Source organism: Pantoea sp. Pa-EAmG (assembly GCF_030024295.1).
GTDB classification, from domain to species: domain Bacteria; phylum Pseudomonadota; class Gammaproteobacteria; order Enterobacterales; family Enterobacteriaceae; genus Pantoea; species Pantoea dispersa.
The window spans coordinates 19,401-38,596 of sequence record NZ_JASEWO010000001.1 but is presented as its reverse complement, the minus strand read 5'-3'; the positions used below and the strand labels follow the sequence as shown (position 1 = coordinate 38,596).

Sequence of the window (19,196 nt, the reverse complement as noted above, 5' to 3'; positions counted from 1 at the left end):
TATGGCTCAGCCTAAAATCTGGCTTGGCGTCAGCCTGAAAATGTATTTCGGCTATCAGCAAACGCTGGCGTGGTGTCGCGAGGTTGCGACGCTGGCGCAGCATCCGGCAGTGCAGCGCGGTGATGTCGGGCTGTTTGTGCTGCCCGCTTATCCGGCCATCCCGGCGGTAACGGAGATCTTTGCCGGCACGCCGGTGCGCGTCGGCGCGCAGGACGTGTGTCAGGCGGAAAACGGCGCCTGGACCGGTGAGGTCAGCGCCAGCATGCTGCAGGAGCTGGGGTGCTCACTGGCGGAGATCGGTCACGCCGAACGCCGTCGCCATTTTCATGAAGATAAAACGCAGATTGCCGCCAAAGTGGCGATGGCGCTGCGTTATCGCCTGACCCCGGTGCTGTGCATCGGTGAACCGCAGCAGGGCACGCCTGAGCAGGCGATTGCGCTGTGCCAGCAGCAGCTGCAGGAGGCGCTGGCGGAGGCAGTACAGCACAATCTGCACGGAGAAGTGTTGTTTGCTTACGAACCGCAGTGGGCCATTGGCGCACCGCAGCCGGCGCCGGACAGCTACATCCGCGCGGTGTGCAGCGGGCTACAGCAGCTGACGACGCCAGACGGCATCAAGCTGCGGGTGATTTACGGCGGCAGCGCCGGGCCGGGTCTGATTCAGCGCCTCGGCGACGACGTCAACGGCCTGTTCCTCGGCCGCTTTGCCCACGATCCGCAGGCGCTGGCGCAAATCGTGCAGGAAGCCAGTGCGCTGGCTGAGGAGCTGCCGTCATGAGCCGCATCGGACTCAGTACCTATGCGTTTTTCTGGCGCATGTCGCCCCAGGTGCCACAGCCGCTCACGCTGGCGCAGATGCTGCAGCACACCGCCGATCTCGACGTGTCGGTATTTCAGATTTGCGACTACCCGGCGATTGAGCAGTGGTCAGATGAACAGCTGCTGGCGCTGCGTCAGCAGGCGGATGCGCTTGGCATCACGCTGGAGCTGGGCACGCGTGGTCTCGGCAGCGCGCATCTGCGCCGCTATCTGCATATCGCCGCTATTCTCGACGCGCGCGTGGTGCGCTCAATGTTCAACACCGCCGATCACCGGCCATCGCTGGATGAAGCGGCCAATCTGATCGCTGCCGTGCTGCCGGATTTTGCCCGCCAGCAGGTGCGGCTGTGCCTGGAAACCTACGAGCAGGTCAGCAGCGCGGCGATGATGTCGGTGATCAACCGCTTTCTCTCGCCGTGGCTGTGCGTCTGTCTCGATCCGGCCAACTGCGTCGCCGGACTGGAACTGCAGGAGCAGGTGATCGCCAATACCGCTGCGCGCGTCGGCAATCTGCACATCAAAGATTACGCCTTTACCCGCCGTGCCGGCTGGGTCGGTTTTACCCTGGCCGGCTGTCCGATGGGCGAAGGGAAGCTGGATTATGACCGGCTGATCGCCAGCGTGCGGCCGGCCGATCGCGACATCAACCAAATCATCGAACACTGGTTGCCGTGGCAGGACGATGCCGCGCAGACCTGCGCGCGGGAAGCCGAATGGACCCGCCGCGCCGTTGAATTCCTACGCAGTAAACAAGATCAGGAGTCGTTAACATGAGCAAGGCATTGAAAACCATCACCGTGATCGGCGCAGGCGGCAAAATGGGCATGCGTATTTCCGCTAATTTGCAGCACAGCGCTTATCAGGTGTTTTACTGCGAGAATTCACCGCAGGCGCAGCAGCAGGTGATTGCACAGGGACGCGAGCTGTCGGATGCCGCGTCGGTGGTGCCGCTGAGTGACGTGGTGATCCTCGCCGTGCCGGATATCGTACTGGGCAAAGTCTCGCAAAGCGTGGTGCCACAGATGCAAAGCGGTGCGGTGCTGCTGACGCTCGATCCGGCCGCGGCCTACGCCAACCTGATCGCCCAACGTGACGGCATCGAATACGCAGTCGCGCACCCGTGCCATCCGTCGGTATTTCTTGCCCGTTACACCAAAGAGGAGCACGCCGATGCGTTTGGTGGCGTCGCTGCCGTTCAGCACGTCGCGGCAGCCTGGGAAAGCGGCAGCGCTGAACAGAAGGCAGAGCTGAGTAAGGTGATTAGCGTGATGTACGGCCCGGTTGATCAGGTGCACTGGGTCACGGTGACGCAACTGGCGTATCTGGAGCCGACGCTGGTCGAAACCGTCGCCTGCATGGTCGGTGCCTTCATGAAAGAGGCGCTGGATGAAACGGTGAAACACAGCGGCGTCCCGGAAGAGGCAGCGAAGGCCATGCTGTACGGCCATATTCAGATTGCGCTGGCGGTGGCTTTCCGCGCCACCAACCCGTTCTCGGATGCCTGCATGATCGCCATGGAGTATGGCCGCGAGAAGATCATCAAACCGGACTGGAAACAGATCTTCGACCAGCAAGAGCTGGATAAGGTTATTGCCCGCATGCTGAAAATTGACGCCATTCAGCGTTAAGCGTGACAGCAGCGGCGACTCGCTGCGTTGCTGGCTGGCGAAGCGAGTCGCATCAATGATATAACTCCCTGCTGAGCACTCCGCACGACGATACAAGACAGGTAACGGATGGAAAAAAACACGCTTTCTCAGGACTCCGAGCTGCTGACAGAAATTGCAGTGGCTTACTATCAGGACGAAATCACCCAGGAGGAGATTGCGCGTAAGTTTGGGATTTCCCGTATCAAGGTGGGGCGACTGCTGAAACGCGCGCGTGAAGAGGGCATCGTCGAGATTAATGTGCGCTACCATCCGGTGTTCAGTACGCGGCTGGAACAGCAGTTGCAGACGCGCTTTCCCCATTTGCAGCGCGCGCTGATTGCCCTCGATTCGCCAGACAGCGACGAGCAGCGGCGTCAGGTGGCGGCGCTGGTGTCGGCGCATCTCGCGCAGTCGCTGAAAGACAACGCCATTGTCGCCGTGGGCCAGGGGCGCAACGTGGCGGCCGTCGCTGATTATCCCGGTCAGGTGCCGACGCGCAACTGCCTGTTTATCAGCGGCATCGGCGGCACCCATCGTCCGGGGGATGCCATCAACGCGGACCACATCAGTCGCCGGCTGGCCAAAAAGTTTGGCGGCATCAGCGAAACCCTGTACGCCCCGGCTTACGTCGAAAACCGGGCGCTGCGTGACGCTTTCATGCAAAACGGCACCATCAAAGAGACGCTCGACCGCGCGCGCAAAGCGGATGTGGCACTGGTGGGCATCGGCGACATGAACGAAAACAGCTATATGGTGAAGCTCGGCTGGTTCACACCGCATGAGATCATTGATGCCAGCGTCAATCAGGGCGTGACCGGTGATGTGGCCGGCTATGATTTTTTTAATGCTCAGGGCCAGCACGTGGATACGGTGATGAACGACCGGGTAATTGGCCTGAGTATCGACGAGCTGCGTAAAATTCCCTGCGTGATTGCCATTGCCGCTGAAAACACCAAAGCCATGGCGATCCTCGGCGCGCTGCGTACCGGCGCTATCGACATCATTGCCACCACGGCGCAGAACATCCGCACCATTCTGAGCATGTCGCAGTAACGCATAAACGCCTGCCCGGCGCGGCCTGCGGGCGTGCCGGGTGAGGGGGATGCTGCGCCAGGTCGCCGTCCATCACCCAACCGTCACGTCAGCGCCATAAATCTTTCATCCGCCTCAGCTAGCTTACCGCCATTCTGATTTCAGGACTGCGGATGCATGAGCCATCTCTCGCTGCAACACATCACCAAAACCTGGGGCGATAAAATCGCGCTGCAGGATATCAGCTTCGACGTGGCGCAAGGCAGTTTCGTCGCACTGCTGGGGCCTTCCGGCTGCGGTAAATCGACGCTGTTGCGCACCCTCGCCGGGCTGGAAACGGCCGACAGCGGCCGCATTTATTTCAATCACACCGACGTCACGCCTCTGCCACCGGCGCAGCGCAAGCTGTCGATGGTGTTTCAGTCTTACGCGCTGTTTCCTCACCTGAGCGTGCGGGAGAACCTGCTGTTTGGCCTGAAGGCGCGCGGTGAAGATAAGCAACAGTTTGCCGCCCGGCTGGCGCAGGTCAGCGCACTGCTTGAGCTGGAACCGCTGCTGGCGCGCCTGCCTTCACAGCTCTCCGGCGGCCAGCAGCAGCGCGTGGCGCTGGGCAGGGCGGTGATCGCCAACAATACGCTGTGCCTGATGGATGAGCCGTTATCCAACCTGGATGCCAAATTGCGTCAGAGCATGCGGCGCGAAATCCGCGCGCTACAAAAGCAGCTCGGGCTGACCATGCTGTACGTCACCCACGATCAGACCGAAGCGATGAGCATGGCCGATCACATCATTCTGCTCAACGATGGCCGCATTGAGCAACACGGCACGCCAGACCAGCTCTACAACCAGCCGGCGAGCTGTTTTGCCGCGCAGTTTATTGGCGCACCGCCAATGAATATCCTGCCACTGCACAGCAAAGGCGCGCATCACTACCTCAGCCATCTCAGCACACCGCTGCTGAGCTATGCCGGCGAAACGGCGCTGAGCCTGGGCCTGCGCGCGGAGGATATCCAGCTGGTCGCCCCACAGCAGGCCGCGCTGAGTGCGCGGGTAGTGAGCTACGAATACATGGGCGCGGATACGCTGCTGGTCTGTCGGGTGCCCGGCATCACGGAATCACTGACCGTCAAAGTGCCCGGCCTGCAGCGCTTCACGGATGACAGCCTGGTCGGCCTGCAGTGGTCCACCAGCCGGCAATACCTGTTTTCCACCACCAGCGGTCAGCGCTGTGTCGCTGCTGAACACCCGATGTTGCTGGCTGAGAAAAAATACGCTGTTTAACCGTTGTCGTTTATTCAAGGGAAAATCATGTCTGCGATCCGTTTCTCGCCTCTGGCTTGTGTCGTTATGCTGTGTGCCTCCGCGTCAGTGTTTGCTGCTGAGCCGGTGAAGTTACAGATGTACTATCCGATTGCGGTCGGCGGTAAAGTCAGCCACACCGTGGAAGCCCTGGTGGCGGATTTTGAAAAACAGCACCCTGAGATCAGCATTCAGCCGGTCTACACCGGCGATTACGCCACCACCGTGACCAAAGCGCTGACGGCGTTTCGCGGCGGTAACGCACCGCAACTGGCGGTGATGGGCGATATTGAAGCCTGGTCGCTGATGGATGCCGGTGCCATCGTCGCCGCCAGCGATTTAGCCCCGGGTGAAGAGGGCAAACAGTGGATCGACAGCTTTTATCCGACCTTTCTGCGTCGCATTGAGGGCAAAGTGTGGGGCGTGCCTTTTCAGCGCTCAACCGTGGTGATGTACTGGAACAAACAGGCCTTTGAGAAAGCCGGTCTCGATCCGAATACACCGCCCGCCACCTGGCAGCAGGTGGTGGCATTCAGCAAAAAACTAACGCTGAAACAGGCCAGCGGCGTCAGCCAGTGGGGCATTGAAATCCCTTCCACGCCGAACGGCTACTGGAATTTCCAGGGGCTGGCTGCCACCAATGGCGGACGGCTGGATAACGGCAAGGGCAACGCCGTGTATTTCAACACGCCGGGCAACGTGGAAACCCTGCAGTGGCTGACCGATCTCGGCCAGAAAGAGGAAGTCTCGCCGAAGGGTGCGATTGCCTGGGGCACCACGCCGCAGGATTTCATCAGCGGCAAAACGGCCATGATGGTCACCACCACCGGCAACCTGACCAACGTGCACGACAACGCGACCTTCCCGTTTGGCGTCGCCATGCTGCCGGAGAAAACCCAGCGCGGCAGCCCGACCGGTGGCGGCAACCTGTACGTGTTTAAAAGCGCCTCACCGGCGCAGCAGGCGGCGGCAATGCGCTTCATCCGCTGGGTCACCGCACCGGAACAGGCCGCGCGCTGGAGTATCGCTACCGGCTATGTCGCCACCTCGCCGGCAGCGTGGGACACGGCGGCAATGAAAGCCTATGTGCAGCAGGTGCCTCAGGCACTGGTGGCGCGTGAGCAGCTGAAATATGCTCAGCCGGAACTCTCGACCTACAACAGCGTGCAGATTCAGGACGCGCTCAATCACGCCATTGAAGCAGCCGTGACGCAGAGCAAAACCCCGGCCCAGGCGCTGGCCGATGCGCAGAAACAGGCTGACCGCCTGCTGAAAAATTATCAGTGACGGCCGCGTGATGAGCTCATTCTCTGGCAGCGCCGCCACGCTGCGCCCGCGCGGGTGGACACTGCAGCTCAGCGGCTATTTGCTGCTGCTGCCCGCGCTCAGCTTCCTGCTGCTGTTTACTCATTATCCGGCGCTGGCCACGCTGTGGCAGAGCCTGTTCAGCGCCGCGCGCGCTTCGCATCCGGCCCATTTTGTCGGGCTGGATAACTATCGCGCGCTGCTGGATGACGACATTTTTATGCAGTCGCTGTGGAATAACCTGCTGTATGCGCTGATCACCATTCCACTGGCGGTGACGCTGGCGCTGCTGATGGCGCTGGCGGTCAATCGTCGGCTGCGCGGCAACGCACTGGTGCGTGCGGCCTTCTTCATTCCGTCGCTGCTGCCGATGATCGCCATCGCCAATCTGTGGCTGTTTTTCTATACGCCGCAGCTTGGCATCCTGAATAGCCTGCTGGCATGGTTTTCGCTACCGGCGGTCAACTGGCTCGGCGAGCCGGATACCACGCTGTACTGTCTGATGGCGGTTTCGGTATGGCGCGAGGCGGGTTTTTTTATGATCTTTTATCTCGCCGCGCTGCAGCAGATCGATCCGCGCCTCAGCGAAGCCGCCGCCATTGAAGGCGCATCGCGCCGTTACTTTTTCCGCCGCGTGCAGTGGCCGCTACTGCTGCCAACCACGCTGTTTGTGCTGATCAACGCCTCGATGAACGCCTTCCGCATTGTCGATCAGGTGATTGCCATGACCAACGGCGGCCCGAACAACAGCAGTAGCCTGCTGCTGTTTTATATCTATCGTACCGCGTTCAGTTTCTGGGACATGCCAGCCGCGTCGGCCATGACGGTGGTGCTGCTGGTGATCCTCGGATCGATTGCGTTGATCAAATTTCATCTGCTGGATAAGCGAGCCCATTATCAATGAAAGCTGCATCCTCTCCGGGCGGTTTTGCACTCAACCTGCTGATTTGGCTGGCCGCGCTGCTGTGGAGCTTGCCGATCCTGGTGGCGCTGTGGATTGCCATTCATCCGGCCGCCGGACAGGGGCACTTTTCGCTGCTGGCACCGCTGACGCTGGAGAACTTCATCAATGCCTGGCACGCGGCACCGTTTGCCCGCTACTTCCTCAATACCACGCTGCTGGTGCTGATGATTGTGGTAGTCCAGCTGGTGCTGGCCACGCTGGCCGCTTATGCACTGGTGCGGTTCCGCCTGAAATTTTCCGGTTTCCTCTTCGCGCTGATTCTGCTGCAGCTGATGATCAGCCCGGATGTGCTGATTCTGAATAATTACCGCACCATTAGCGCGCTTGGGCTGCGCGATACCCTGACCGGCATTGCGCTGCCGTACTTTGCCTCGGCGTTCGCCATCTTTCTGCTGCGGCAGACATTCAAAAGCATTCCGCTGGTACTGGAAGAGGCGGCAACCGTTGAAGGAGCCAGCCGGTTTTACATTCTGCGCCACATCTACATTCCGCTGGCAAAGCCAATCTATGTGGCATTCGCGCTGGTCTCGATCAGCTTCCACTGGAACGATTTTCTCTGGCCGCTGGTGATCACCGACTCGGTTCAGGTGCGTCCGTTAACCGTCGGGCTGCAGCTGTTTTCCGCGCCGGAGCAGGGCGTGCAGTGGGCGCTGATTGGGGCAGCAACGCTGATGACCACCTTGCCGTTGCTGCTGCTGTTTTTGCTGTTCCAGCGGCAGTTTATTCAGTCATTCATGCGTGCCGGTATTCGCTAAGGAGAGCCAGAGATGGGATATGCCTGTGCGCTAACCGCAGCGCAACGCCAGCGGCTGGGTGATGTCGCTGAGCTGTATCAGTTACCGGATTTACGCGCGGCACCGCTCGACGGCACGCTGCGCTTCGGGCTGCTGGCCGATCCGCAATATGCTGACGTTGAGGCGGATGTCGCGGCGAATCTCTACTATCGCCATGCGCTGCATAAGCTGCCGCAGGCAATAACCGCGCTCAATCAGCAGCCGCTGGATTTTGTCGTTACGCTCGGCGATCTGGTGGATCGCCACTGGGACAGCTATGCCACGCTGCTGCCGCTCTACGATCGGCTACTCCATCCGCATGCCGTGGTGCTGGGGAATCACGACGCCCAGACCATCGCGCAGCACCTCGATGACGCGCTGCCGCTGCCAAAAAGTTACTATGCTTTTCAGCTGCCGGGCTGGCGCTTTATTGTCTATGACGGCAACGATATCAGCCTGTACTGCAATCAACACAACGGCGACGATCGCCAGCGCGCGGCCGCACTGCTGGCTGATTTACAGGCGCGCCAGCAACCGCAGGCGCAGCCGTGGAATGGCGCGGTCGGCGCGACGCAGCTGGCGTGGCTGGAAACGCAGCTTGTTGAGGCCCGCGCCTGCGGCCAGCAGGTGGTGGTGTTCGGCCATTATCCGCTGGCACCGGGCTACAGCCACAGTCTGCTCAACGGTGCGCAGCTGGCAGCGCTGTTCTGCCGCTATGGCGTGCGCGCCTGTTTTGCCGGCCACGATCACCGTGGCGGCTATCATCGCCGCGCGGATACCGTGTTTATAACCCTGCAGGGGATGCTGGATGGCCCGTCGCGCGTGCCCTTTGCGGTGGTGGAACTGACGGGCGAGACGTTGCGGCTGCGGGGATGGGGCGGCGAAATCAGCCGCGAAGAGGTATACGGTGCCGCGCCGATTGCTAGCCGGCCAGGTTAAAACTGTTGTCAATGCGCAACAAAACCTCGGCCGTCGGGACTGATCCATCCAGACACAGGGTGACCCAATGCTTTTTGTTCATATGGTAGCCCGGGAAATAAACCTCGCCATCGACCAGCGAAGCGATCGCCTGCGGCGAGACTTTAATGTTGACGATTTCAATCAGACTATCATCCGGTCGGCCCAGCTTGCTGCTGTGAATCGTCAACAGCGCGCCGAACCACTTTTGATTATCTTTGCGGCGAAAGATGGCGTTTTCAGGAAAGCGCGGCCATAAGAATTCCAGCTCAGTCTGATACTGCTGTTTTAAGTGCTGCACGATCGCATCGGCCTGCGCTGTTTTGAAATGCTTCTGCGGGAAACATTTTTCTGCGATATCCAGCAAGATAGCGTCATGTTCTTCACGAACCTGCCCTACAAAGGCACCGGTGGCAGAAGTAATACGGTGAAGAATGTAATCTTCTCCTGTGACTTTATCGATAATGGTGGCGGCAATGTCACCCTGAGTAGTGATGTTTACCTGCAGGGTGAACTGCTTATTCATCACATCACAGCGGTAGCCGTAATCCTGCCCATCCTTGCGAAAACCGTAAGCCAGCAGCTTTTTCACATTCATTTCCCGGCTGACGAAAAGATGATTTACGTTGTACATTTTCATGCCTGGTTAACGGTGAGATGTTCACAATACCCGGAGTTTAATCGGGGCGTGCGGGCTATTTTAACCGACAGGAGGGATTTTTATGTGCCATAAATCGCTATGACACCCGGCACCGCTTTTTCGCCATATCACACCGCAAAGAACAACCGCCACCGGACGCTTAACCCAGCCTTACGCAACGCGCGCACATGCTGTATAGTCCGTTTTTTTTCGGAGGAACCATGCTGCCCAACTCATCCACGCGCCTGAATAAATACATCAGCGAGAGCGGAATCTGCTCGCGCCGTGACGCCGATCGTTACATCGAACAAGGCAACGTTTTCATTAACGGCAAACGCGCCAGCGTCGGTGCGCAGGTGTTCGCCGGGGATGAGGTCAAAGTCAACGGGCGGCTGATTGAACCGCGCAACGAAGACGATCTGGTATTAATCGCCCTCAACAAGCCGGTGGGCATTGTCACCACCATGGAAGAGGGCGAGCGTGACAACATTGGTGACTTCGTTAACCACAGCAAGCGCGTGTTCCCGATTGGCCGGCTGGATAAAGACTCGCAGGGGCTGATTTTCCTCACCAATCACGGCGATCTGGTGAATAAAATCCTGCGCGCCGGTAACAATCACGAAAAAGAGTACGTGGTCACGGTGGATAAGCCGATCACCGATGAGTTTATTGCCGGCATGGCGGCGGGCGTACCGATGCTCGGCACAGTGACGAAAAAATGCAAAGTGAAGCGGGAGTCGACCTTTGTATTTCGTATTATCCTGGTGCAGGGACTGAACCGGCAGATTCGCCGCATGGCCAAACACTTTGGCTATGAAGTGACGAAGCTGGAGCGCACGCGGATCATGAACGTGAGCCTGAAAGGTATCCCGCTCGGTGAGTGGCGCGATCTGACGGACGATGAACTGATCGACCTGTTTAAGCTGATTGAGGATTCGTCGTCAGAAGATCAAAAAACGCAGCGGGCACAGGCGAAGAAGAAAGCGGCGATGCCCGCCGCGAAAAAACCGGCCGTCAGCGCACCGAAACAGAGTGACAAAGCGGGTCAGGGCGCGAACCGCAAGCGCTTTACCCAGCCGGGACGCAAGAAAAAAGGGCGTTAAAATCACACCCGCGGCGCCCGCGACCATCACGTATCTTTAGCGCCGCACGCCTTCATTCCAGCCACATTTTTATTATTTATAACCGGGCGTCAGAATATCTGCGCCCGGTCATGCTTTTTCACGCAATCAATATGCAAATCCGCTGCATATCCAAAGGAGAAAATGGCATTAGGGATAAATAGTGACTGTGATAATTTTCAGCTATACGCCGAATAGCAGGCGTCACTCACCTTATTTAGCTGAACCTTTTCCAGGGATATAAACAATGCATAAACACCGTCTGGCCGGACTATTACTGGCCTCTGCATCGCTGCTCGCCGGCTTGTCGCTGCACGCTCGCGCCGCTGATGCATCCATTCCCTCACTGGCCGGTAAACGTATCGGTATTACCGTGGCCGGTACCGATCACTACTGGGATCTGAAAGCCTATCAGGGACAAATTGATGAAGTAAAGCGGCTGGGTGGCACGCCTATCGCGCTGGATGGCGGACGCAAAGAGTCACAGCAGATCGCGCAAATTCAAACGCTGATTGCACAAAAACCGGATGCCATTATTGAAACGCTGGGCACCGCCTCAGTGCTGGAACCCTGGCTGAAAAAAATTCGCGACGCCGGCATTCCCTTATTTACCGTGGATACCGCCAGCCCATCCAGTATTAACGTCACGACCTCCGATAACTTTTATATTGGCGAGCAGCTGGCATTAAAACTGGTCAATGATCTGCGCGGCGAAGGCAATATTCTGGTGTTTAATGGTTTTTATGGCGTGCCGGTGGTGGCGATGCGCTATGACCAGTTAAAAGCCGTGCTGAAATGGTATCCGAAAATTAAAATCATTCAGCCCGAACTGCGCGACGTAATTCCCAATACCGTGCAGGATGCCTATGCGCAGATTAGTCAGCTGCTTAACAAGTATCCGCAAGGGTCAGTACAGGCTATTTGGGCGGCATGGGACGTACCGCAGATTGGTGCCACTCAGGCGGTTGATGCTGCCGGTCGCAGTGAAATCAAAACTTACGCCGTGGACGGCAGCCCGGACGTGGTCTCGCTGGTGAAAGATCCGAAATCCAGCGCGGCGGCGGTGGTGGCGCAGCAACCCTATCTGATCGGACAGACTGCGGTACAAAATGTGGCGAAATACCTTGCCGGCGATCGCTCACTTCCGCCTGCCACCTATGTTCCGGCCATTCTGGTCACCAAAGAGAATGCGGCGCAGGCGCAGCAAACGCTGGGCCAGAGCGATGGTAAATAAAACAGTGAGACTGCAACTGCGCCAGATCAGTAAAGCCTTTGACGGCATTCCCGCGCTGCAGGCGGTATCGCTTGATGTCCACGCCGGCGAAGTGCATGGGCTGATTGGGCATAACGGAGCCGGAAAATCGACGCTGATCAAAGTGCTGGGCGGCATCCACGCCGCCGATGAGGGCAGCGTGACGCTGGAAGGCCGGCTACTGGTGTTGACCAGTCCGGCTCAGGCACAACAGCAGGGCATCGCCATTGTTCATCAGGAGCGGCTATTGCCCGGCACGCTGACGGTGGCGGAAGCGCTGCTGCTCGGTAATGAGCCACGGATTGGCAGCACACCGTTTATCGATCGCCGGCGTATGCGGCAGCAGGCGCGGCAGCTACTGCAACAGCACTTCGATCTGCAGATCGATCCCGATGCGCTGATCGCCGGGTTAAGCGTGGCGGAACAGCAACTGGTGCAGATCTGTCGCGTATTACAGCGCGCGCCGCGCGTGGTGGTGCTGGATGAACCGACCGCCGCGCTGGCGCGCCACGAGGTGCAGGCGCTGTTTCGCGTTATCGAACGTATGCGTCAGCAGGGGATCGCACTGATCTACGTTTCTCACTATCTCGATGAAATACAGGCGCTGTGCCAGCGGGTTACGGTGCTGCGCGATGGTAAAGACGTCGCGCATTTTACCGGCGACGCCCTTTCTCCGCAGGCGCTGATTAATGCCATGATCGGTGAGACGCAGCAGGCGATTGCACCGCGCGGTCTGCCACCTGACGGCGAGCCGGTGCTGACCGTAGACGCCCTGAGCGCGCCGGGTCGCTTTCACAATGTTTGTTTCAGCGCACGACGTGGCGAGATCGTTGGCATTACCGGCCTGCTGGGCTCCGGAGGGAAGGCGTTAATCAGCGCACTGTTTGGTCTGGAACGTGGCGTGAGCGGGACGCTGCGCGTAGGTGAGACGCACGGCGTACCGGCTTCGCCACATGCCGCGGTGAAACGTGGCATCGCGCTGGTGCCGGAAGATCGCCGCGCCAACGGCATCGCGCTCGATGTGAGCCTGCGCGACAATATCACCCTGACGACCGTGCAGCGCCTGCTGCGCTGGGGCGGCGTCTCTGCAACCGCCGAGACCGCGCTGGTGGCGGACAACATCTGCCAGCTGGCGATCCGCACACCGGGCCAGCTGGCACCGCTGCGTCAGCTATCCGGCGGAAATCAGCAAAAAGCGGTGCTGGCGAAATGGCTCAACACCCACGCCACGCTCTATCTGCTGGATGAGCCCACGGTTGGCGTCGACATTGCCGCCAAGGCCGCCATTTATCAAACCCTGCAGCAGCTGGCGGCTGCCGGGGCGGTGATTATCCTTTTTTCCACCGATCTGCTGGAACTGAAAACGCTCGCCGACCGCATTATTGTGCTGGCGCGCGGCGAGCAGGTCGCCACGCTGTCCGCCCGGCACACCAGTCATCAGGAGATTCTGTCCCTGGCTTCCGGCACGGGCGCATTGACGGAGCAAATCCTATGAGTGAACTGAGCCAACCGGCGGTGGTGACGGCGGCAGGCAAACCGCAGGGGCAGCCGTGGCTGCAGCACGTCGCGCTGCTGATTATTGTACTGGTGCTGGCGGTATTTGCCTGGCTGTCGCCTATTTTCCTCAGCGTGATCAACCTCGGTAACGTATTGCAGCAAACGGCGGTGGTGGGAACGCTGGCGCTGGGTCTGACGCTGGTGCTAAGCGGTGGCGGTGTTCAGGGGATTAGCGGCGGCATTGATTTATCCATTGCCGCTAATATGGGGTTGTGTGCCGCGGTATTCGCGGCGCAGATTGCTGAGCAACACTCTGTCACTTATGCGCTGCTGCTCACGCTGCTCACCGGCATCGCCGTGGGGATATTCAATGCCCTGGCGATTGTCTGGCTTGGTATTTTGCCCCTGCTGGCGACGCTGACCAGCATGAACATCGCCATGGGACTGGAGATGGTACTGAGCGGAAACGCGTCGATTTCCGCCAGCAGCGCGCTGCAAAACCTGCTGATAGCCAGCGGACCGCTGGGCGTTTCCTGGCTCGGCTGGGGATTTCTGCTGCTGGCGTTGAGTGCACTCGGGCTCAGTCGTTTCACCGCGTTTGGCCTGCGCCTGCAGGCGGTGGGTAGCCATCCGCAGGCCGCCAACGCGGCGGGCATTAGCGTGGCGCGCTATCAAAGTCTGAGTTATGTGCTGTGCGGCTTCAGCGCTGCACTGGCAGCCATTGCCTCGGTGGCGCTGCTCAGCGGCAGTTCGCCGGGCGCTAACGACAATCTGCTGATGGTGATTGCCGCCGCGCTGCTCGGCGTGGTGTTTTCGCGTCGCCTGGTGCCGACCCTGGGCGGTGCACTGATCAGCGCGCTGTTTCTGAGTCTGATAGCCAACGGCTTTCAGTTGGTTAACGTCTCAAGTTACTGGATTAACGGCGTCGAGGGTGTGCTCATCCTGCTGGTTGTGGCGCTGACCGCGCTACTGCGGCGCCGTCAGGCGGGGAGGGCATCTCATGTCTGAACTGAGCCTGAGCGGTAAAAAAGTGCCGGGGCTGTTGCGCAGCCTGATGGTGCTGACCTTTGTTGCGCTGCTGCTGTTTTTCATCATCGCCGCGCCCGCGTTTGCCACTGTCGCCAACATTCGTAGCGTGCTGCTGAATAATGTCGCACCGCTGGCGATTGTGGCGCTGGCCATGACGCTGGTCACGCGTATCGGCGCGATCGATCTGTCCGTCGGTACGGCGATTGATGTCGCCTGCCTGGTGCTGGTGACGCTGGTACTGCATCAGGTCGCGCTGCCGCTGGCGCTGTTGGGTGCGCTGACGGCGGCACTGCTGGTAGGCGTGTTCAACGCTTTTCTGGTGACACAACTCGGCGTTGAGCCGTTTCTCGCCACGCTTGGCACGCTGTTTATTGGTCAGAGCGTACAGCAACTGTCGTCCAACGGTGGGCAGCCGGTCTATCTGCTAAGCCAGACGCTGCCGGCGGGTTTTACCGCTATTGGTCACGGCACGCTACTTGGCGTTCCACTACCGCTCTGGCTGTTGCTGGGCGTGGCGCTGGTGCTGTATCAACTGTTGCACCGCAGCGCCAGCGGTCGCGCACTGCGCATGATGGGTGAACAGCTCAGCGTAGCGCATCATTCTGGCGTGGCGGTCAAACGTCTCACCGCGCTGGCATTCATATTCAGTGCACTGGTCGCCGGTATCGTCGGGTTAATTCTCGCCGCCAATGTCAAAGCCTGGGTACCGTTATCGGGCAATGCCTATCTGCTGAATGCCATCGGTGCCAGCTTTATTGGCGCGACCTTCGCGCCTTCGCGCCGCCCGAATGTGCCGGGTACGCTGCTGGGGGTCGTGCTGCTGAGTTTCATCGCCAACGGACTGTTGCTGGTCGGCTGGAACTTTTACTGGCAGCAGGTGGCAACCGGCGCACTGATCTTTGTGGTACTGGCCGTGGGTGCGCTGCGTGCGCGTCGCCCTGTCTGAGGAGGGTAACGGATGCCTTCACCGTTTTTGCTGTTTGCGTTCATGATGAATGTCCCTGGTCATCTCTCTGCCGGATTGTGGCGACATCCCCAGGATCAGGCGCATCGCTATACCGAGCTGGATTACTGGACGACCCTCGCGCGGCAGCTTGATACCGCAGGTTTTGATGCGCTGTTTATTGCTGATGCGCTGGGACAATTGGATGTATGGCAGGGCAAGCCGGACGCGGCGTTGCGCCTGGCCGCTCAGATGCCGGTGAACGATCCGCTGCTGCTGGTCTCAGCCATGGCAGCCGTCACGCAGCACCTCGGTTTCGGTATTACGGTCTCTGCCACCTACGAACATCCTTATTTGCTGGCGCGCAAGTTCACGACGCTTGATCATCTCACCCGCGGGCGTATCGCCTGGAACGTGGTGACTTCCATGCTTGATTCCGCGGCGCGCAATCTGGGTTTGACCCGGCAGCTGCCGCATGATGAGCGTTACGATCGCGCACAGGAGTTTCTGGATGTGACCGCGAAGCTGTGGGAAGGCTCATGGGAGGAAGATGCGGTTAGCCGCGATAAAGCCAACAGCCTGTATAGCGATCCGCAAAAAGTGCACGCTATTCAGCATTATGGTCGCTGGTATCAGGTGCCGGATGCACATCTCAGTGAGCCCAGCCCACAGCGCACCCCGGTGCTGTTTCAGGCTGGCACTTCGGCACGCAGTGCGCAGTTTGCTGCCCGTAACGCAGAAGTCATTTTCCTCGGTGGCGTCACCGCGCAGGCGATTGCCAGCGATATTCAGCGCATTCGTCAGCTGGCCGTGGCAGAAGGGCGCGATCCGGCGTCGCTGCGTTTTGTCACAGCCATCACGGTGATCACGGCCGAAGATGATGCCGCCGCCCGGGCCAAACTTGAGGATTATCAGCAATACATCAGTGAAGAGGCTGCGCTGGCGCTCTTCTCGGCGTGGACTGGTATCGACTGGTCGCAGGAGGATCCGGACATGCCGCTGGCCTTTCGCGAAACCGACGCCTGCCGTTCGGCGCTGGCCAGCCTGACGCGAATTGACGATCAAAAACGCTGGACGCTGCGTGAGGCAGCACGCTACATCGGTATCGGTGGTCTGCATCCGTTGCTGGTGGGCGGCGGCGAAACCATTGCCGATCGGCTGGATCAGTTTGCGGCAGAATCGGGCGTGGACGGCTTTAATCTGGGCTGGGCTATTAGCCCGGGCAGCTTCAACGATTTCATTGCCTGGGTCATGCCGGTGCTGCGCCAGCGCGGGCGGGTGCGTCCTCAGCCAGCACAGCCGTTAACCTTGCGTGAACGTCTCACGGGTCAGCCGCGCCTGGCAGCTGACCATCCGGCAACGCGCTTCCGCCGCCCTTAGCTCCACGCATGGCGCGGCGGCGGCGTGCCGTTGAGATAATAATTACCCACGTGGTAATACTTCCAGCGCACCGGATCGTGCAGCGTATGGGTGCGCGCGTTGCGCCAGTGGCGGTCCAGATTAAACTCCTGCAGCGTGGCGCGGGTGCCAGCCAGCTCAAACAGTTTGTTACCGGCAAGCAGAGCGATCTCCGTCGTCAGCACTTTGGCCTCGGCGGTGGCCACGGTCGCGCGTGCCACGCTGGTCTCATCGGGCTGCGTCAGCGCGGCGTCAATCGCTGCACCGGCCTGCCACAGCAGCGCTTCGGCAGCGTGCAGGCGGATTTTCAAATCACCGACTGCCGCCAGCGTGAAGTGGTCATCGGCAGCGCGCGCCTGGCCACTGTCAATCCACGGCCGCGAGCGTTCGCGAACAAATTGCAGGGTGTCTTCAATGGTACCGCGCGCAATACCGACATCCACCGCCGCCTGAATGATCTGTGAAATCGGCCCGGCAGCGGTTGGCCGCTCAAACGCCTGCCAGGTTGGAATAACGCGCGACAGCGGGGCGCGGACATTCTCCAGCAGTACGGTACCGGAGGCCGTCGTGCGCTGACCAAAGGCCGACCAGTTATTAATGACGCTGATGCCCGGCGTGTCGCGATCGAGCACAATCAGATGCGCCCGGTCCTGCTCGTCCAGCGCCACGGCATGGATTCGATGCGCCAGCAGCGCGCCAGTGGCATAAAATTTTTCCCCGTTAATCACCACCTCATCACCGTCACGCCGAAAGCGCGTCTGAAAATCGGCGACCGTGCGGCCATGCTTCTCCGAGAAGGCGTTACCCCAGCGCAGCCCGGCCAGTACCTCGCTCAGCAGTACCTGTTTTTGTGCTTCGCTACCGTCTTCCAGCAGATGGGCCACACCGGCCAGATGGTTTTGCGGCAGCTGACCGAGCGCCGGATCGGCAGCTGAAATGATGGCGATCACCCTGGCCACGGTGGTCCACGACACGCCCGCTCCGCCCCAGGCTTTGGGGATGGCCATTACCCACAGGCCGCTTTGCGAGAACGCATCCAGCTCTTTGAGGGGCAGAATGCCCTCACGATCGCGCAGTGCCGCCTCGCGCGCGAAGCTGGCCGCCAGCTGATGGGCTACGGCGATAGCTTCCGCATCGTCGCGAATGATATGCGCGGCGCCAGCCGGTAATGGCACCGGTGCTTCCGCCTGTTGCGTATTGACTTTACGCGGCAGCGCCGCGGAGTCGGCTAAGGTCAGCGACATAAAGACTTCTCCGGTAGAAGAGGATAGAGGAGGGCATCATCGCATGCGCACGCGGAGGGCTTATATCTCAATAGCGGTTAAGCAAAGCGCAAAAAAGCCTTAGTGCTTGCACACTAAGGCCGGATTTACAGTCGGGGAGAGAACCGCTGGCTACGCCACTTTCACCACGGTTTTGCCGAAGTTTTTGCCTTTCAGCATGTCAATAAACGCCTGCGGCGCATGCTCCAGCCCTTCTACCATGTGTTCGCGGTACAACACTTTTTGTTGCTCGACCAGCGGCGTCATCGCCTGCAGGAATTCCGGATAGCGATCGCCATAATCCTGGAAGATGATGAAGCCCTGCATACGGATGCGGCGTTTCAGAATCCCGCCCATGATCAGCGGCGTGCGATCGGGGCCGGGTGGCAGTTCGCGACTGCTGTAGCCCGACACCAGGCCACACACCGGCACGCGCGCGGCGGTGTTGAGCAGCGGGAAGACGGCATCGAATACTTTGCCGCCGACGTTTTCAAAATAGATGTCGATACCGTCCGGGCAGGCGGCCGCCAGCTGTTCTGCGAAATCGTCACGATGATGATCGATACAGGCGGAAAAACCGAGGGTGTCAATCGCGTAGCGGCACTTCTCCTCACCGCCGGCCACGCCGACGACGCGGCAGCCATTCAGCTTACCGAGCTGACCGACCGTGGCACCCACCGGTCCGGTGGCGGCGGCGACAACCAGCGTTTCACCGGCTTTGGGCTGACCGATATCCATCAGGCCCATGTAGGCGGTAAAGCCCGGCATACCCAGAATACCCAGCGCCCAGGACGGATGGGGTAGATGACCGATTTTAGTCACGCCAGTGCCATCGGACAGGGCATAGTTCTGCCAGCCGCTGGCCGCCAGCACCCAGTCGCCGGCGCTGAAGTCCGGATGCTGCGATTCCGCCACCTGGCATACGGTGCCGCCGACCATCGGCTGGTCGAGTTGCGCCGGCGGCGCGTAGGATTTGCTGTCATCCATGCGGCCACGCATATATGGGTCGAGCGACAGATAGTGGGTGCGCAGCAGCATCTGTCCCGCCTGCACCTGCGGCAGCGGTTGTTCGACAAAGCGGAAGTTCTCTTTCACCGGCTCGCCGTCCGGGCGTGACGCCAGCAGCCAGGCGTGATTGAGTGAAGCGTGTTGAGTCATAGCATTTCCTTGTTTCTGCGCGGGTAAAACAGCAAGTGTAGCCAATGATTGGGCAGAGAATGGGTGATTGATGCGGGGCCGGATGTGCTATCGCGCCA

At 59.8% G+C, this 19,196-nt stretch carries 18 protein-coding genes; 15 read left to right on the top strand and 3 right to left on the bottom strand.

Going from position 1 to position 19,196, the window contains the following annotated elements; all coding sequences use genetic code 11:
* Window position 1 precedes the first annotated feature (1 nt).
* The 9 genes from QMM04_RS00165 to QMM04_RS00125 all read left to right on the top strand — a co-directional run bounded on the left by QMM04_RS00165 (window position 2) and on the right by QMM04_RS00125 (window position 8,780).
* A complete protein-coding gene (locus QMM04_RS00165; protein WP_282995436.1) occupies window positions 2-778 on the top strand; it encodes a triose-phosphate isomerase in 777 nt (258 codons plus the stop codon).
* Window positions 775-1,593 (top strand): TIM barrel protein, encoded by an 819-nt coding sequence (locus tag QMM04_RS00160; protein ID WP_282995435.1) that lies wholly within the window; start codon window positions 775-777, stop codon window positions 1,591-1,593. The genes QMM04_RS00165 and QMM04_RS00160 overlap by 4 nt, the downstream gene beginning before the upstream one ends.
* Complete coding sequence (locus QMM04_RS00155) at window positions 1,590-2,447, top strand: phosphogluconate dehydrogenase C-terminal domain-containing protein (protein ID WP_021506006.1); 858 nt, start codon at window positions 1,590-1,592, stop codon at window positions 2,445-2,447. Before QMM04_RS00160 ends, QMM04_RS00155 begins: the two co-directional genes overlap by 4 nt.
* A 108-nt stretch (window positions 2,448-2,555) precedes the next feature.
* A complete protein-coding gene (locus QMM04_RS00150; protein WP_021506007.1) occupies window positions 2,556-3,521 on the top strand; it encodes a sugar-binding transcriptional regulator in 966 nt (321 codons plus the stop codon).
* A gap of 156 nt (window positions 3,522-3,677) precedes the next feature.
* Window positions 3,678-4,781 (top strand): ABC transporter ATP-binding protein, encoded by a 1,104-nt coding sequence (locus tag QMM04_RS00145; protein ID WP_282995434.1) that lies wholly within the window; start codon window positions 3,678-3,680, stop codon window positions 4,779-4,781.
* A gap of 27 nt (window positions 4,782-4,808) precedes the next feature.
* Window positions 4,809-6,086 (top strand): ABC transporter substrate-binding protein, encoded by a 1,278-nt coding sequence (locus QMM04_RS00140; RefSeq protein WP_282995433.1) that lies wholly within the window; start codon window positions 4,809-4,811, stop codon window positions 6,084-6,086.
* 10 nt (window positions 6,087-6,096) lie between these two features.
* Window positions 6,097-7,008 (top strand): sugar ABC transporter permease, encoded by a 912-nt coding sequence (locus tag QMM04_RS00135; RefSeq protein ID WP_059008859.1) that lies wholly within the window; start codon window positions 6,097-6,099, stop codon window positions 7,006-7,008.
* On the top strand, window positions 7,005-7,823 hold the full coding sequence (locus QMM04_RS00130; protein ID WP_282995432.1) for a carbohydrate ABC transporter permease: 819 nt from the start codon (window positions 7,005-7,007) through the stop codon (window positions 7,821-7,823). The genes QMM04_RS00135 and QMM04_RS00130 overlap by 4 nt, the downstream gene beginning before the upstream one ends.
* 12 nt (window positions 7,824-7,835) lie before the next feature.
* Complete coding sequence (locus QMM04_RS00125; RefSeq protein ID WP_282995431.1) at window positions 7,836-8,780, top strand: metallophosphoesterase; 945 nt, start codon at window positions 7,836-7,838, stop codon at window positions 8,778-8,780.
* On the opposite strand, the gene QMM04_RS00120 is transcribed toward QMM04_RS00125, so the two are convergent.
* Window positions 8,764-9,396 carry an MmcQ/YjbR family DNA-binding protein gene (locus QMM04_RS00120; protein ID WP_282995448.1) on the bottom strand — a complete coding sequence of 211 codons (633 nt, stop codon included), beginning with the start codon at window positions 9,394-9,396 and terminating at the stop codon, window positions 8,764-8,766. The two genes, QMM04_RS00125 and QMM04_RS00120, sit on opposite strands and share 17 nt — an antisense overlap.
* A gap of 263 nt (window positions 9,397-9,659) precedes the next feature.
* Between QMM04_RS00120 and rluF the strand changes: the two genes are divergently transcribed.
* From rluF to QMM04_RS00090, 6 genes are all read left to right on the top strand, one after another.
* The gene (gene rluF / locus QMM04_RS00115) at window positions 9,660-10,541 is read left to right on the top strand and encodes a 23S rRNA pseudouridine(2604) synthase RluF (protein WP_104092958.1); all 882 of its coding nucleotides are present in this window, start codon (window positions 9,660-9,662) and stop codon (window positions 10,539-10,541) included.
* A 265-nt stretch (window positions 10,542-10,806) separates the two neighbouring features.
* Entirely contained in the window at window positions 10,807-11,793 is a 987-nt protein-coding gene (locus QMM04_RS00110; protein WP_021506015.1) for a sugar ABC transporter substrate-binding protein, read from the top strand.
* 4 nt (window positions 11,794-11,797) lie between these two features.
* Window positions 11,798-13,306: a sugar ABC transporter ATP-binding protein gene (locus QMM04_RS00105; RefSeq protein WP_233210685.1), complete on the top strand. Its 1,509-nt coding sequence runs from the start codon at window positions 11,798-11,800 to the stop codon at window positions 13,304-13,306.
* On the top strand, window positions 13,303-14,316 hold the full coding sequence (locus tag QMM04_RS00100) for an ABC transporter permease (RefSeq protein WP_058758574.1): 1,014 nt from the start codon (window positions 13,303-13,305) through the stop codon (window positions 14,314-14,316). The genes QMM04_RS00105 and QMM04_RS00100 overlap by 4 nt, the downstream gene beginning before the upstream one ends.
* On the top strand, window positions 14,309-15,283 hold the full coding sequence (locus QMM04_RS00095; RefSeq protein ID WP_081315760.1) for an ABC transporter permease: 975 nt from the start codon (window positions 14,309-14,311) through the stop codon (window positions 15,281-15,283). Before QMM04_RS00100 ends, QMM04_RS00095 begins: the two co-directional genes overlap by 8 nt.
* A gap of 12 nt (window positions 15,284-15,295) precedes the next feature.
* The gene (locus QMM04_RS00090) at window positions 15,296-16,660 is read left to right on the top strand and encodes an LLM class flavin-dependent oxidoreductase (RefSeq protein WP_282995430.1); all 1,365 of its coding nucleotides are present in this window, start codon (window positions 15,296-15,298) and stop codon (window positions 16,658-16,660) included.
* Here QMM04_RS00090 and QMM04_RS00085 read toward each other — a convergent pair.
* Both QMM04_RS00085 and QMM04_RS00080 read right to left on the bottom strand, forming a co-directional pair.
* A complete protein-coding gene (locus QMM04_RS00085; RefSeq protein WP_282995429.1) occupies window positions 16,657-17,922 on the bottom strand; it encodes an SfnB family sulfur acquisition oxidoreductase in 1,266 nt (421 codons plus the stop codon). The genes QMM04_RS00090 and QMM04_RS00085 overlap by 4 nt on opposite strands.
* Before the next feature lie 150 nt (window positions 17,923-18,072).
* A complete protein-coding gene (locus tag QMM04_RS00080; protein ID WP_264443526.1) occupies window positions 18,073-19,098 on the bottom strand; it encodes an NADP-dependent oxidoreductase in 1,026 nt (341 codons plus the stop codon).
* Between the last annotated feature and the right edge of the window lie 98 nt (window positions 19,099-19,196).

What these genes read in the sequence shown, in the direction of transcription:
- QMM04_RS00165 (WP_282995436.1), top strand. Translation starts at nt 2, where the DNA reads ATGGCTCAGCCTAAAATCTGGCTTGGCGTCAGCCTGAAAATGTATTTC.
- QMM04_RS00160 (WP_282995435.1), top strand. Translation starts at nt 775, where the DNA reads ATGAGCCGCATCGGACTCAGTACCTATGCGTTTTTCTGGCGCATGTCG.
- QMM04_RS00155 (WP_021506006.1), top strand. Translation starts at nt 1,590, where the DNA reads ATGAGCAAGGCATTGAAAACCATCACCGTGATCGGCGCAGGCGGCAAA.
- QMM04_RS00150 (WP_021506007.1), top strand. Translation starts at nt 2,556, where the DNA reads ATGGAAAAAAACACGCTTTCTCAGGACTCCGAGCTGCTGACAGAAATT.
- QMM04_RS00145 (WP_282995434.1), top strand. Translation starts at nt 3,678, where the DNA reads ATGAGCCATCTCTCGCTGCAACACATCACCAAAACCTGGGGCGATAAA.
- QMM04_RS00140 (WP_282995433.1), top strand. Translation starts at nt 4,809, where the DNA reads ATGTCTGCGATCCGTTTCTCGCCTCTGGCTTGTGTCGTTATGCTGTGT.
- QMM04_RS00135 (WP_059008859.1), top strand. Translation starts at nt 6,097, where the DNA reads ATGAGCTCATTCTCTGGCAGCGCCGCCACGCTGCGCCCGCGCGGGTGG.
- QMM04_RS00130 (WP_282995432.1), top strand. Translation starts at nt 7,005, where the DNA reads ATGAAAGCTGCATCCTCTCCGGGCGGTTTTGCACTCAACCTGCTGATT.
- QMM04_RS00125 (WP_282995431.1), top strand. Translation starts at nt 7,836, where the DNA reads ATGGGATATGCCTGTGCGCTAACCGCAGCGCAACGCCAGCGGCTGGGT.
- QMM04_RS00120 (WP_282995448.1), bottom strand. Translation starts at nt 9,396, where the DNA reads ATGAATGTGAAAAAGCTGCTGGCTTACGGTTTTCGCAAGGATGGGCAG.
- rluF (WP_104092958.1), top strand. Translation starts at nt 9,660, where the DNA reads ATGCTGCCCAACTCATCCACGCGCCTGAATAAATACATCAGCGAGAGC.
- QMM04_RS00110 (WP_021506015.1), top strand. Translation starts at nt 10,807, where the DNA reads ATGCATAAACACCGTCTGGCCGGACTATTACTGGCCTCTGCATCGCTG.
- QMM04_RS00100 (WP_058758574.1), top strand. Translation starts at nt 13,303, where the DNA reads ATGAGTGAACTGAGCCAACCGGCGGTGGTGACGGCGGCAGGCAAACCG.
- QMM04_RS00095 (WP_081315760.1), top strand. Translation starts at nt 14,309, where the DNA reads ATGTCTGAACTGAGCCTGAGCGGTAAAAAAGTGCCGGGGCTGTTGCGC.
- QMM04_RS00090 (WP_282995430.1), top strand. Translation starts at nt 15,296, where the DNA reads ATGCCTTCACCGTTTTTGCTGTTTGCGTTCATGATGAATGTCCCTGGT.
- QMM04_RS00085 (WP_282995429.1), bottom strand. Translation starts at nt 17,922, where the DNA reads ATGTCGCTGACCTTAGCCGACTCCGCGGCGCTGCCGCGTAAAGTCAAT.
- QMM04_RS00080 (WP_264443526.1), bottom strand. Translation starts at nt 19,098, where the DNA reads ATGACTCAACACGCTTCACTCAATCACGCCTGGCTGCTGGCGTCACGC.